The organism is Acidithiobacillus sp. HP-2 (assembly GCF_015100155.1).
GTDB lineage: Bacteria > Pseudomonadota > Gammaproteobacteria > Acidithiobacillales > Acidithiobacillaceae > Acidithiobacillus.
This window is the reverse complement of record NZ_JACKZA010000011.1, coordinates 68,408-80,668: the sequence shown is the minus strand read 5'-3', so window position 1 is coordinate 80,668 and position 12,261 is coordinate 68,408. Positions and strand designations below refer to the sequence as shown.

The window sequence follows — 12,261 nt, the reverse complement described above, 5'->3', positions numbered from 1 at the left end:
AAAATCCTATTGAAAATACATGCAGAAGAATTGTTGGCCTTTTTGGCTGTTGCCGAAGCCGAAGGGGTAGGACGTGGGGCCCGGATGTTGCAGCGCAGCCAGCCCGCTGTTTCCGAGCGGCTGCGGGCATTGCAGCTGAATTTGGGAGAACCGCTTTATCAACGCAGTGGTCGCGGTATCAAGCTGACGGCAGCGGGTGAGTCCCTGTTGCCCTATGCCCGCCGCCTGCGCGAAAGCCTGGAGGAGGTCGAAAGCTGGTCAGCGCGGCGTCAGAACCTGCAGGAAGGCAGTTTACGCATTGCGGCTACCAATACGGTCGCCAACTATTTTTTGATGGAACATCTGGCGCGCTTCCGCAGTGCCTACCCGAGTATCCAGTTGCAATTGAAAACGGGTCCTTTGCCGGATGCCCTTTCTTTGGGGAGTTGGGATTTGCTGTTTACCGAAGAACAAATTGTTGCAGATCATTTGCCCCAACACATGGAGCAGGAAGCCTGGCGGGAAGATGAACTGGTGGCCATTCTGCCCCGGGATCATCCCTGGGTGCAGGAAGGACGGCAATCGGCGCGCTGGGAGGAAATTCTGCAACAACCCATTGTCTGGAGAGAAGCCCATTCAGGAATCCGGCGCCGCGTGGAGGCCGCCATTGCCCATGCCGGATTGTGTGCCCGTTACAGCGTGGAGGTGACGGGTGTCGAAGCCCTGCGCGACGCGGTCGCGGCAGGATTGGGTATTGGCTTTGCCTCGGTAGAGGCACTGGACAAGGTCCGCTGGCCCTTGGCTTCCCTGCGTCTGGAGCCGCCGCGTGGTTTATTCTGGACGCTGTTTCTCATTCGCCCGCAGACAGATTTTCAGTCGCGGGCGGTGCGGGTGTTTTTACAGCTGCTGTTCAGCGAGGAAAAACATCCCATTGAAGGCACTCGTACTGACTCATGAATAGGTCATCAGGAAAACACCGGAGCCACCCGCAGGGTGCTCCAGCCAGATCAGCGGCAAATCGGGTCGCTGTTCGCTGAGGGCTACTTCTGCGTCGCCGGTTTCCACAATCAATACTCCGCCTGCTTCCATATACCGGGGAGCCTGTTCCAGCAGGGGCAGGAGACAATCCAGTCCATCCGTACCAGCGGCAAGGGCCAGGCGTGGTTCATGGGTGTATTCCGGGGGTAGCTCGGCCATGGCTGCGGCATCCACGTAGGGGGGGTTGCTGATAATCAGATCGTAACGTTGGCCCTGCAAAGCCGAGAACAAATCGGACTGATATAAATGCACCTGATCTTCCAGCCCGTGTTTCTGGACATTGCTGCGCGCCACGTTCAGGGCCTCTGGAGAAATATCCACGGCATCTATTTCAGCACGGGGAAAACGCAGGGCCAGGGTAATGGCCATGCATCCGGAACCGGTACCGATTTCGAGAATACGCAGGATTCGGGATTCTTCTACCCAGGGCGCAAAACCCTCTTCAATAAAGGGCTCAATGAGGCTGCGGGGGATCAATACCCGCTCATCGACCATAAAGCGCAGACCGGCGAACCAGGTTTCTCCGGTGATGTAGGCGGCCGGCCTGCGGAGAATTTCACGCGCATAAAAGTGTTGCAATACCCGGCGCTTTTCATCCGGCAGCAGCCGGGCACCTGAAAAGTCCGCAAGATCTTCGGGTTCCAGGTGCAGGGCGCGCGCCAGGATCAGATCGGCCTCGGCGCGGGGATTTTGCTGCCCCTGACTGAAGTCCAGATCAGCGGCAGCAAAGCGGCTGCTACCCCAGCGCCGCAAGTCTGCCACGGTGAACAGGTCATTTTCGGCAAGTTGCACATACTGTTCTAGGCGCATCAAATAATCTCCAGCCAGACGGGACAATGGTCAGAACCCATGACTTCCGTAGCGATACCCGCAGCGCGCAGGCGCGGCAGAAGGCTCTGGTGTGCCCAGAAATAATCGAGGCGCCAGCCGATGTCGCGACTGCGGGCATCGGTGCGTTGGCTCCACCAGGAGTAACGGGCCTCATCGGGATGAAGGTGACGAAAACTATCCACCCAACCAGCCTGTTGCCATTGGTCCATGCAGGCTCTCTCCTCGGGAAGAAAGCCGGAAATGCGCTGATTTTCCTTGGGGCGGGCGAGATCGATGGGCTGATGCGCCGTGTTCACATCGCCGCAAAAAATAATCGGGCGGCCTGCCGCCACTTTCTGGTTAATATGCGCCAGAAAGGCGGCATAAAAATCCAGCTTGAAGGCCAGTCGTTCGCCGTCTTTTTTGCCGTTTGGAAAATAGACGTTGTACAAATCAAAATCGCCGCAATCGGTGACAACCACCCGGCCTTCGCGGTCAAAATGCTCTATGCCCAGACCCGCATGAGAAGTTTGCCCGGGAATTTTGCTGAAAGTGGCGACGCCGCTGTAACCGGCCCGTTCGGCCACGGCCCAGCAGCTGCCATATCCCTCCAGGCGGCTTTCCACAGCGGTCAGTTTTGCAGGATCCGCTTTGGTTTCCTGAGTGCAGAGCAGATCGGGACCGGTCTCTTCCACCCAGTCCCGCAGGCCTTTGCGGCAGGCTGCCCGCCAGCCGTTCACATTCCAGCTATAAAGACGCAATGTCCGTTTCCCTCAGCGCATGACCCGTACAGCCAGAAAATCGCTGTCGGCAATCACTTGTTCCAGAATTTTACGACCACTGTCGCCGGCTGTTCCCGCAGTCGCCAGCAGGGCCAGACCTTCACGCGCTGCAGTCGGGCTGATGACGCCATGACGCAGGGCCAGCTGATAAAGGACGGCGACACTGATTTCGGCACCGGACGTTTTGACCAGCTCCTGCTGTAGCTGCGCGGAAGGGCCGCCATAAAGCAGCAGCTTTTGAATATGATCGATATTGGGAAGAGTTTCTTTGTCCATCCGCTTAACCTTTCTCTGCGTGATTGAGATGAATCATTTTTTTTGACCGGCTTTTTCAGGAGCGGCCCAGCCGCTGCAACGCAGAGACCAGAATCCTCCCGATTGTGGGTCGGCCAGTAGCGGGCCAAGTTCCGTAAGACCGGCGCTGAGGGCTTCCTTGACGCCCCAGGGCGCATTGATCAGCAACAATCCGCTACCGGCCAGGGCTTCGCGTCCATCTTCCGGCCGTTGTGTCAGTTCAAACACCTGCGCCGCAATCTTGCCACGTATGGCCTGCCAGAACCGCGTGATCGTACCCCGTATTTTTATGGGATACCAGATAAGATAGGTTCCCTGAGGCCAGCGTTGATAGGCACGCAGTATGGTATCGGCGAGCATTTCCCATTCGTCCCGGCGCTCAAAGGGCGGATCAATGAACACCAGACCGCGTTTTTCCTGCGGAGGAATATGGGCAAAAAGGGCGCGATATCCGTCTTCGTTCAAAATGCTGGTATGCGATCTTTTGCCCAGGTTTGCTCGTAACTGCAAGGCAATTTCCGCCTCTGTTTCACATAAAATCATCCGATCTTGAGGCCTGAGCAGTTCGGCGGCCAGCCGGGCCGAGCCGGGGTAGTGCAGCAGTTGTTTGTCGTGATTGATCTGCTGAATGCATTTGAGCCATTCCCCGGATTGGGGCAGGCTGCGTCGATCTGCCCAGAGGCGCGTAATGCCGCCAAGATGTTCTCCGCTGTTGCCCATTGGGTAACTGCCTGCTCCGGCATGCGTGTCGATGTAGGCCAGTGGGGTGTCCTTGCGGGTCAAGGCCTCCAAAACAAGAAAAAGCGCCAGATGTTTGGTGCAATCTGCCGCATTACCGGCATGAAAATGATGTTGGTAGTTCATGATTCCTGGGCTTGGCTAGGGATGATAATTTAAGTCATGATAACAGAGTCAACGCTGGCCTACCCATAAGGAGAAAAAGATGCGCCTGTTCGCTACCGAAACCAGCCCCTATGCCCGCAAGGTCCGTATGGTGCTATTGGAAAAAAACATCCCCTGCGAAGTCGAGTGGGTCAATTTGCGGACTCAGGACCATGCTGCCCTCACCCACAATCCGCTGGGCAAAATCCCCGTACTGCTGCGTAGTGATGGTTCGGCGGTTTATGATTCTGCTGTGATTGTTCAGTATCTGGAGGTGTTGCGTCCTGATCCGGCGATTGTTCCCAAAGATCCAGAAGCGCGTATTGAAGCCCTGCGTGTGGAAGCACTGGCCAGCGGCATCATGGATACGACCATTGCCTGGGTTCTGGAACAACGTCACGCGGCTGATTGTCAGGATCTGAACATGTTGCAGCGCGCGCGTGGCAAGGTGACTACGGCGCTGGCCATGCTTCAGGAGGAAACCAGGGTGTGGAAAGACGCGGCATCTGCGCCAGTATTGAATCTGTCACAAATTGCGACGGTAGCTGCAGTGGGTTATGTGGATCTGCGGGCTCCGGACTTTCTGGTCCAGTTTCCCGATTTGTTGGCCTGGATGCACAGTATGCGTTTACGGCCCAGTGTTAATGCGACACTACCGCAGTAATGTCCATGAAAGTGGCCAGCTGGAATGTCAATTCACTGAAGGTGCGGCTTCCGCAAGTGCTCGAGTGGTTGCAGGAAAAATCTCCGGATGTGCTGTGTCTGCAGGAAACCAAGCTCACCGATGAAAAATTTCCCGTTGCCGAACTGGCTGAAGCGGGTTATCACGCACTATATCATGGGCAGCCTACCTATAACGGCGTGGCGATACTCAGTCGCAGCGTACCGGAAGATGGGCGCTGCGATTGGCCAGATGGAAGCGACGGTCAGGCGCGGCTTTGCGCGGGCACTTTCGCGGGCACCCGGGTGGTAAATGTGTATGTGCCCAACGGCCAGTCATTGGAAAGTGACAAATATCCCTACAAGCTACAGTGGCTGGAGCGTCTGCGAGCTTTGATTGCAAAGGAATTGCAGCAGTGGCCCCGACTGCTGCTCGTCGGAGATTTTAATATTGCACCCGATGACCGGGATGTTTATGACCCGGTCGCCTGGGGTGAAGATGTCCTGTGCTCTCCCCCCGAACGGGCAGCCCTGACGGCCCTGCTGAATCTTGGGCTGCAGGATAGCTGGCGTCACCAACATGGTGATCTTCAGGAATGGAGTTGGTGGGATTATCGGGCGGCAGGATTCCGCCGTAATCGCGGGTTGCGGATTGATTTGATTCTGGCCTCCAACGCCTTGATGGCGGAGGTTCAGGATGTAGCCATCGATCGGAATGCACGGGCTGCTGAACGACCTTCAGATCACGCGCCGGTTTTGATTCAACTGCAGGAGGAATGATGATTGGTGTTCTGCTGGTCAATCTGGGTACGCCTGAGGCTCCTACAGCGGCAGCCGTACGCCGTTATCTGCGTGAGTTCCTCAGTGATCGGCGGGTGGTGGAATTACCCCGGATTATCTGGTGGCCCATATTAAATGGTCCGATTCTGACTTTCCGTCCGGCGCGTTCGGCGCGCAATTATGCCAGCATCTGGATGCCCGAAGGGTCTCCTTTAATGGTATATAGTCAGCGCCTTGCGGATGGCTTACAGCAGTATTGTGATACCCATTTTCCCGGACAGTTACGCATAGAACTGGCCATGCGCTATGGAAAGCCGTCGTTACAGCAGAAAATGGCAGAACTGCGCCAATCGGGTTGCGAAAAAATACTGGTGGTGCCGCTCTATCCCCAATATGCCGCTGCTACTACGGCCTCCATATTCGACAAGGTCGCCGATGTGTTGCGCGGTATGCGGGATATTCCCGAATTACGCATGCTCCGGGACTGGCATGCCCACCCTGCCTATATTCATGCGCTGGCAGAAAGTGTCCGTCACTGGTGGCAGGAAAACGGTCGCGCTGAAAAGTTGCTCATTTCCTTTCATGGCCTGCCACAGCGGTCCATTCAGTTGGGTGATCCTTATCGTCAGCAGTGCGAAACCACCACGGCACTTTTGGTGCAGGAGTTGGGCCTGAATCAGGGCGAATGGGTTCAGACCTTCCAGAGTCGTTTTGGCGCGGCTAAATGGCTTGAGCCTTATACGGATAAAACCCTGATGGGTCTGGCCCGGCAGGGGATTCGGGAAATGGATGTCCTCTGCCCCGGATTTTCGGCGGATTGTGTGGAGACCCTCCAGGAAATTGCGCTGGAGGGCAAAGAAACTTTTTTGAATGTTGGCGGAAAAACTTTACGATATATTCCGGCACTTAATGAAAATCCTATGTGGATCAAGGCATTCAGTGAGATTCTTGCGCCTTCCTGGCAGTTTTGGGAGGCCCCGGAAAATTTTGCCGTTTCTGCCCAGTCAAGCTAGAATTCTCACTGAAATCAGTCTTTATCCTCCAGCCCTCATCTATAGGACGCCCAATATGATCATCAGCAACGACAAAGTAGTCACCATCGACTATTCCCTCACCGATGAAGAGGGAGAGCTGATTGACAGCTCTGTAGGTGAAGAACCACTTATTTATCTGCACGGACACCACGGAATCATTCCCGGATTGGAGCAGGCTCTGGCCGGGCATCGCGCGGGCGACAAGGTTGAAGTATCCATTCCGCCCGAAGAAGGTTATGGCGACTGGGATGAGGATCTGGTGGAAGTGGTTGCCAAGGAAGATTTTGATGATCCGGAAGATCTCGAAATCGGGACGCAGTTTGAAACCGAGACGGACGAAGGTGCCCGTCTGGCCACGGTGATTGATATTGAAGGCGATGATGTGACCGTAGATTTGAATCATCCACTGGCCGGAATGACGCTGAATTTTGATGTCACGGTACTGGATGTACGTGATGCGACAGCAGAAGAACTGGCTCACGGTCACGTACATGGTGAGCACGGTCACGAACATTGAGGGAGGCTGTTCGCAGCAGGAACAATTTCTGAATCCTGTAGTGAAGCGGTAACGGCTTGCGCGGTTTGGGTTTGATGTCCGGAACCAGTGCCGATGGCGTTGATGCGGCGGTGCTGGATTTCGATGTTGCTCCTGCACAGGGTTATGCCGGTTTAATCAGCCAGCCTTTTGCCGCGCCCTTGCGCAAGATGGTGCTTGCCGCCAATGGCCTCCTCAGTGTCGAGCAAATGGCCGTACTGGATCGGCAACTGGGGGCCTGTTATGCGGAGGTGGCACAGACTGCCATCAGTAAACTGGGGCCGGTGGATTTTATTGCCCTGCATGGCCAGACCATTCGGCATCAGCCGCGTGCTGTTCCCGGTTTTACCCTGCAGATCGGTTCAGCCGCCGATGTAGCTATCGCTACGGGTCTGACGGTGGTCCATGATTTTCGGCGAGCAGATGTTGCCGCTGGTGGTGAGGGCGCACCACTGGTTCCCCCATTTCATCAGCGCCTGTTTCAGGCACAGCAGCCACGTCTGGTCCTGAATCTGGGCGGTATGGCAAATTTAACCTGGATCCCTGGCGGTGATGACTCCCGGGCTTTGCAGGCCTTCGATACCGGGCCCGGGAATGTATTGATTGATGCTGCGGTCCGGATTCTGAGCGGAGGCGAAGCCTGTTGCGATCTGGACGGCAAATTGGCTGCGGCAGGTAAAGTTCAGGCGTTGCCCCTCGCCCAATGGCTGAAACACCCCTATTTCCGGCAATCTCCACCCAAAAGTACCGGTCGGGAAAGTTTTGATGATCGGCTGGTCCATCAATGGTGGAATGACTGGAAATATTCGGGGGCGGATTTTGTTGCTACGTTAACGGCATTGACGGCCATAACGGTGGCAGATGCCCTGCGAAAATGGACACCGGATGCAAAAGAATTGCTGGTGTTTGGCGGCGGCGCTGAAAATCCAACGCTGATGCGGGAATTGCAGTCGGCTTTACCTGAGTTGCAGGTACATCATGGTGCAGAACAAAGCGGGATTCCCAGTCAGGCACTTGAGGCTTTGGCTTTTGCCTGGTTGGGTGAACAATGCTTGCGAGGAAAAGCACTAGCCTATGGTCAGGTGACGGGAGTCCGGGAAGCCGTGGTCTTGGGCAATATTCTGCCGGGCAGGAACTGGGCGGAATTATTATCTCGACTGGCCCACGCTTAATATCTGGTTCTGTCATCTAAAAAACGGCAGAGGGTCGGGAGGCTTTTTGCTCCAACGCCCCTTGCCTGTTGTTCTAAGGCTCATCCTGCTGTCAGGAGAGAACTCGCCCTACGGGCTCAAACAGCTCTCCTGATGGGCGCAGGATTTCGCCAAGAACAACAACGGCGCGGGACAAAGTCGCGGCAAAGCCTCCCGACCCTCTGCCGTTTTTTAGATTTGTGATTAACCAAAAATAGGAAATCCCCCGGCTCTGCCGGGGTGACAGTAGATGTTTGACATATAGGGGAGTCCATCGGAGAACCGACGTTGTGAGCCGCCAAGCACACGATGAAGGAGAAACCGATGGACGAAGGATTGAGCCTAAGGCACAGCAAGTGGGAGTGCAAATATCACATAGTATTTATTCCGAAGTGCCGACGTAGGGTGTTGTACGGTCAGTTACGGAATGATCTTGGGGAGGTATTTCGGGCTTTGGCCCGGCATAAGGAAAGCCGGATAGAAGAAGGGCATCTGATGGTAGACCATGTTCATATGCTGATTTCGATACCGCCGAAGTACGCAGTATCCAGTGTGGTGGGTTACATCAAGGGCAAGAGCGCGATCCATATAGCGCGGACTTACGGTGAACGGAAGCGTAATTTCGTGGGCCAGCATTTTTGGGCGCGTGGGTATTTTGTATCGACGGTGGGTAGAGATGAGGCGATGATTCGAGATTATATTCGCCATCAGGAAAAAGAGGATGAACGAGTAGATCAGTTGAACATATGGAGTTGATCCGGGCCACCCAGTGGTGGCGCCAAAACTGAGGGGCCGCGTTAGCGTCCCCGTTTTAAGCCGCTTTGAGCGGCTCACGAACTAAAGCTCCCGGCTTTGCCGGGAGATATTTACAATACGGATAACTGGCGGCCACACCTTTGCCGCCATCCTTAAAGCAGGACGCATAGGTTTTCCCGTCTGGAAATTTTTTCTCCCAGGCGGCCTTACCCTGACTGAGCGTCAGATCTCCCGGATTAAACTGAATGGCTTCCTGATATTGTTGATACATTTCCGGGCTGAAGGCGTAACTGCCGAGCGCATATTTTTGCAGGGACATTTTCGGAAATTGTTCCTTGAAATACTGGTGAAAATCCTTGAGGGTTTGTTCAGGACCCACTTTAATATTACCCAGATTCCACCAGACGATCGCTTCTGCACTCCCGGCAACGCCTACCAGACTGATCGCGGCAGCAACTATCAATAATTTTTTCATGATTGTACTCCATATCGGGATAACGATCCTAGCCCTTCAATGACCATAAGTAATCGGCCACCAACTCCATCTGATGATGCGTCAGCACTTTGTTTTTACCAAACTGGGGCATATTGATGTGCGGGATCACCTTTTCCAGGTCATACAAAAAATCTACGAGTTTTTCTTTTGTTTTAAATATGGCTTTAAGGGGCAAGACCGACAGATCGGGACCGACGTTACCTGCCATTGTCCCGCCAGGCAACACATGGCAGGCCAAACAATTACCTTGCGTACGGTTAAATGCAATGGACTTTCCGGCTGCAATATTTTGCGCATTAGTCATAGGTGCAGCCACAGCGACAGTTTCAGATCCTATAAAACCAGCAGCGCATGTTATGACGGCTATGACAACTAGTTTTGATGTTTTCATAACGACCTCCTGTTAAAATTCCCAACACGCGTTAAAAAGGTGTCCCTTCATAGTCTCTCCTGCAATTTATCATTCAGTTCCTCCATGTCTCGATGAAAATCTTCTTCATTTCTTGAACTATCCCCAAACAGCTTAAGCCGACGCCCTTTATCATCATCCTCACTCATCTGAATCCAGATACGCCGACGTGGAACATAAAATAAAATGAATATTCCAAAAACCAGGGCGAAACAGGCCACATAAATAACTTTCATGCCGGGATAACGGGTTATTTCCAGGCCTGCGGACCAATGCAAATCATAATCATGAAATACGGTCAGAAATGGCAATGGATAGGCGCGCAACTCCTGCATGGCTTTCAGGCTGGACTGCAAAAAAACATCCATCTCATGAGGCGTTAGGAAAACCTGAGTTTGTGCTTCGGCCTTTTTCAGATTACTGATAAAAACTGTTTTTGAGGCATTCTCACCATTTCTGGCCGCCTGCTCCAGGTCCGAGAGATACCTCATAAACAAGTGGATACCATCTTTTTGCCCCTGTGGAATTGTCAGATAGTGATAAGCACTCGATCCGTTCTCTCTAAACCCAATCAACCGATAGGCTTCACCATGCCGGGAAAAAGCTTTCATGTAGGATTTAAGAATAATCCAGGTATGATCCCGATCATTATTCACCAGATAACTCACGGTCGGCCCCATATTGATCATTCCATGATCCGGTCCTGGAGAAAGTCCTACAGCTTTACGGGGTATGACATTCTGGGTTTTGAAGTCAGTAATGGAAATCGCATATTGTGAACCAAAAGTTTTAAGATGCTCACCCACACTGGTGGAAATAGTGGCTGGTGGCAACGCTGGTGCAGACAACAGGTAATTGTGCAGGTGTAATTTTGAAGCACTGTCGGAATAACTGGACTGATAAATCTGCACACCATCCACCGACATGGGATGATTGACGCGGACAATACCGGTTTTGAACTTTTTCCCATCGTGATGATAAAGAGAAATCGTCGAGACAAAATCCTTGGCAAGACCGTTGGAATAATGCGTGACCCTGAAAGCATCCAGCCGCAACATAAATGGAAGATGCTGAACCAAAAAACCATCACCTACCAGCTCAAACATGGCGTTGACTGTTTGTCCAACCGGAATGGTGATAATTCCACGAAATGCTGAACTTGAAGCGGATAGCCAACTGGACTGCGGAATTTTTGACAGAGGAAGATCAAAATTCTTTTCAGGATGTACGGTACCCGTCCATTCAGCCCATTTCAAGGGAAGATTGGCGTTATATAATGCACCCGCACAAAATAAAATAATTCCCACATGGGTTAACAAATACCCGGTTCGATAAAATCGACCCTTCTGAGCAAAAATGACCGTGTCTCCGGTGGGGGTCTTGAGTACCCGGGCCTGATAACCAAAATCGCCCAGGGTGGCTATTGCCGATTGAATAGATTCTGTATCAGATTTTGATGAAAAATATTCGAACTGAACCGGTCTACTTTCTAAAAAACTATCTGATGGGTTGGATCTCACATGACGCATTTCCCGTAGCATGGGAGGTGCATTACGAAATACGCAGACAGTTGTTGACACAATCAAAAAGGCGACAATCCCCATGTACCATCCACAGCGATAAACATCATACAAATCCAGATTGCCAAATACGTTAAACCAGAAGGTTCCGAATTGATGCAGGTAATCTGTATACACTTCCTGCTGCGGCAGAATAGTGCCAATGATTGAGGCTATGGCGACAAACAGCAGTAAATGGACCGCCAGGCGCATGGAGCCCAGAACCCGGAAAACAATCCGGAAGCTCAAGGGCTCGGTATAAACGCAGGCTTGGGTTTCTGGCATAAATTTCTCTCACAAGGGTGGCACTTCCTCCTGGCGGGGAAACAACCAGATCTGATATAAACTGATGGCCATGCCAACCAATACCAGTGGACAGGACAGTATCCCTCCAATTAATACCAACCAGACCCAATTAGGGTCCTGCTTGGTCAGGAACCAACCTGCAAAATCCAGGAAAAAAGCGAAAAACGGTACACCAATCATCAAATATTTAGGAACACGCGGGAAACGTGCCTTACTGAATATCCAGCCCGCAATCCAGAAAATGACACCCAATGTGGTCAGATGGACCATACCCAACATCAGCATCTCTGAATAAGGCATACCCATATCTACATGAGCCTGGGCCTTGAGTAGTTTATAGGTACCAATATTCGGCATACCCATGGTGTGACATTTCAAACAGGAGCCATTAATTAATGGCTTGACCTCCTGTTCATAATCATTGCGGGTTTCGCCATTGGCAATCCAATGGTTGACGGCCTGGACCATTTTAGGCCGCTCACTGACGGGCACATGCGCCATGGGCATCATGGCTGGTAACATTTCCTGCAGCTTGCTGGACTTGCGATTTCCATAGTAAGACATGGCTACATTCTGAACAGATATACCCGGCTTACCATCCAGTCCTGCATGGGTGACATAGGTGTAGGCCTCCGCAACCAGGAGACCCAAACCCACCAGAAAAATGAAACCCGTATGCATGATTTTTTCAGCCATACTGAGATCTGCCAAGCTACGCATAATCGGCTCGACTCCCAATCAAACCCAAACT

The 12,261-nt window shown here is 52.7% G+C and carries 15 protein-coding genes; 7 read left to right on the top strand and 8 right to left on the bottom strand.

What is annotated here, in order from left to right; translation table 11 throughout:
• Nucleotides 1-9 precede the first annotated feature (9 nt).
• On the top strand, nt 10-936 hold the full coding sequence (locus H7F11_RS10270; RefSeq protein ID WP_193651227.1) for a LysR family transcriptional regulator: 927 nt from the start codon (nt 10-12) through the stop codon (nt 934-936).
• On the opposite strand, the gene prmB is transcribed toward H7F11_RS10270, so the two are convergent.
• Genes prmB through H7F11_RS10250 form a run of 4 tightly spaced genes read right to left on the bottom strand, consistent with a single transcriptional unit; the run spans nt 931 to nt 3,767 of the window.
• Nucleotides 931-1,827, bottom strand: a complete 897-nt coding sequence (prmB, locus tag H7F11_RS10265; RefSeq protein WP_193651228.1) for a 50S ribosomal protein L3 N(5)-glutamine methyltransferase — start codon at nt 1,825-1,827, stop codon at nt 931-933. The two genes, H7F11_RS10270 and prmB, sit on opposite strands and share 6 nt — an antisense overlap.
• Nucleotides 1,827-2,588: an exodeoxyribonuclease III gene (locus tag H7F11_RS10260; protein ID WP_193651229.1), complete on the bottom strand. Its 762-nt coding sequence runs from the start codon at nt 2,586-2,588 to the stop codon at nt 1,827-1,829. Before H7F11_RS10260 ends, prmB begins: the two co-directional genes overlap by 1 nt.
• A 12-nt stretch (nt 2,589-2,600) precedes the next feature.
• The gene (locus H7F11_RS10255) at nt 2,601-2,885 is read right to left on the bottom strand and encodes a DUF2322 family protein (RefSeq protein ID WP_193651230.1); all 285 of its coding nucleotides are present in this window, start codon (nt 2,883-2,885) and stop codon (nt 2,601-2,603) included.
• Nucleotides 2,886-2,918: 33 nt separating this feature from the next.
• Nucleotides 2,919-3,767, bottom strand: a complete 849-nt coding sequence (locus H7F11_RS10250) for a 23S rRNA (adenine(2030)-N(6))-methyltransferase RlmJ (protein WP_193651231.1) — start codon at nt 3,765-3,767, stop codon at nt 2,919-2,921.
• A gap of 79 nt (nt 3,768-3,846) precedes the next feature.
• On the opposite strand from H7F11_RS10250, the gene H7F11_RS10245 reads away from it, so the two are divergent.
• The 6 genes from H7F11_RS10245 (at nt 3,847) to tnpA (ending at nt 8,740) form a co-directional block, all read left to right on the top strand.
• Nucleotides 3,847-4,449: a glutathione S-transferase N-terminal domain-containing protein gene (locus H7F11_RS10245; protein ID WP_193651232.1), complete on the top strand. Its 603-nt coding sequence runs from the start codon at nt 3,847-3,849 to the stop codon at nt 4,447-4,449.
• A 5-nt stretch (nt 4,450-4,454) separates the two neighbouring features.
• Entirely contained in the window at nt 4,455-5,225 is a 771-nt protein-coding gene (xth, locus tag H7F11_RS10240) for an exodeoxyribonuclease III (RefSeq protein ID WP_193651233.1), read from the top strand.
• Nucleotides 5,222-6,238, top strand: a complete 1,017-nt coding sequence (gene hemH, locus H7F11_RS10235) for a ferrochelatase (protein WP_227485416.1) — start codon at nt 5,222-5,224, stop codon at nt 6,236-6,238. The genes xth and hemH overlap by 4 nt, the downstream gene beginning before the upstream one ends.
• Before the next feature lie 55 nt (nt 6,239-6,293).
• Nucleotides 6,294-6,776 (top strand): FKBP-type peptidyl-prolyl cis-trans isomerase, encoded by a 483-nt coding sequence (locus tag H7F11_RS10230; RefSeq protein ID WP_193651234.1) that lies wholly within the window; start codon nt 6,294-6,296, stop codon nt 6,774-6,776.
• A 74-nt stretch (nt 6,777-6,850) separates the two neighbouring features.
• Nucleotides 6,851-7,966 (top strand): anhydro-N-acetylmuramic acid kinase, encoded by a 1,116-nt coding sequence (locus H7F11_RS10225; protein WP_227485415.1) that lies wholly within the window; start codon nt 6,851-6,853, stop codon nt 7,964-7,966.
• Nucleotides 7,967-8,308: 342 nt separating this feature from the next.
• A complete protein-coding gene (tnpA, locus tag H7F11_RS10220; RefSeq protein WP_193649316.1) occupies nt 8,309-8,740 on the top strand; it encodes an IS200/IS605 family transposase in 432 nt (143 codons plus the stop codon).
• Nucleotides 8,741-8,795: 55 nt separating this feature from the next.
• Here the strand turns inward: tnpA and H7F11_RS10215 are convergent, their stop codons facing one another.
• Genes H7F11_RS10215 through H7F11_RS10200 form a run of 4 tightly spaced genes read right to left on the bottom strand, consistent with a single transcriptional unit; the run spans nt 8,796 to nt 12,230 of the window.
• Entirely contained in the window at nt 8,796-9,215 is a 420-nt protein-coding gene (locus H7F11_RS10215; RefSeq protein ID WP_227485414.1) for a hypothetical protein, read from the bottom strand.
• A gap of 28 nt (nt 9,216-9,243) precedes the next feature.
• The gene (gene soxX / locus H7F11_RS10210; protein WP_193650736.1) at nt 9,244-9,627 is read right to left on the bottom strand and encodes a sulfur oxidation c-type cytochrome SoxX; all 384 of its coding nucleotides are present in this window, start codon (nt 9,625-9,627) and stop codon (nt 9,244-9,246) included.
• A gap of 47 nt (nt 9,628-9,674) precedes the next feature.
• A complete protein-coding gene (locus H7F11_RS10205) occupies nt 9,675-11,489 on the bottom strand; it encodes a cytochrome c biogenesis protein ResB (RefSeq protein ID WP_193650735.1) in 1,815 nt (604 codons plus the stop codon).
• Nucleotides 11,490-11,498: 9 nt separating this feature from the next.
• Nucleotides 11,499-12,230 carry a hypothetical protein gene (locus tag H7F11_RS10200; protein WP_193650734.1) on the bottom strand — a complete coding sequence of 244 codons (732 nt, stop codon included), beginning with the start codon at nt 12,228-12,230 and terminating at the stop codon, nt 11,499-11,501.
• Between the last annotated feature and the right edge of the window lie 31 nt (nt 12,231-12,261).

What these genes read in the sequence shown, in the direction of transcription:
- prmB (WP_193651228.1), bottom strand. Translation starts at nt 1,827, where the DNA reads ATGCGCCTAGAACAGTATGTGCAACTTGCCGAAAATGACCTGTTCACC.
- H7F11_RS10255 (WP_193651230.1), bottom strand. Translation starts at nt 2,885, where the DNA reads ATGGACAAAGAAACTCTTCCCAATATCGATCATATTCAAAAGCTGCTG.
- H7F11_RS10250 (WP_193651231.1), bottom strand. Translation starts at nt 3,767, where the DNA reads ATGAACTACCAACATCATTTTCATGCCGGTAATGCGGCAGATTGCACC.
- H7F11_RS10245 (WP_193651232.1), top strand. Translation starts at nt 3,847, where the DNA reads ATGCGCCTGTTCGCTACCGAAACCAGCCCCTATGCCCGCAAGGTCCGT.
- xth (WP_193651233.1), top strand. Translation starts at nt 4,455, where the DNA reads ATGAAAGTGGCCAGCTGGAATGTCAATTCACTGAAGGTGCGGCTTCCG.
- hemH (WP_227485416.1), top strand. Translation starts at nt 5,222, where the DNA reads ATGATGATTGGTGTTCTGCTGGTCAATCTGGGTACGCCTGAGGCTCCT.
- H7F11_RS10230 (WP_193651234.1), top strand. Translation starts at nt 6,294, where the DNA reads ATGATCATCAGCAACGACAAAGTAGTCACCATCGACTATTCCCTCACC.
- H7F11_RS10225 (WP_227485415.1), top strand. Translation starts at nt 6,851, where the DNA reads ATGTCCGGAACCAGTGCCGATGGCGTTGATGCGGCGGTGCTGGATTTC.
- tnpA (WP_193649316.1), top strand. Translation starts at nt 8,309, where the DNA reads ATGGACGAAGGATTGAGCCTAAGGCACAGCAAGTGGGAGTGCAAATAT.
- H7F11_RS10215 (WP_227485414.1), bottom strand. Translation starts at nt 9,215, where the DNA reads ATGAAAAAATTATTGATAGTTGCTGCCGCGATCAGTCTGGTAGGCGTT.
- soxX (WP_193650736.1), bottom strand. Translation starts at nt 9,627, where the DNA reads ATGAAAACATCAAAACTAGTTGTCATAGCCGTCATAACATGCGCTGCT.
- H7F11_RS10205 (WP_193650735.1), bottom strand. Translation starts at nt 11,489, where the DNA reads ATGCCAGAAACCCAAGCCTGCGTTTATACCGAGCCCTTGAGCTTCCGG.
- H7F11_RS10200 (WP_193650734.1), bottom strand. Translation starts at nt 12,230, where the DNA reads ATGCGTAGCTTGGCAGATCTCAGTATGGCTGAAAAAATCATGCATACG.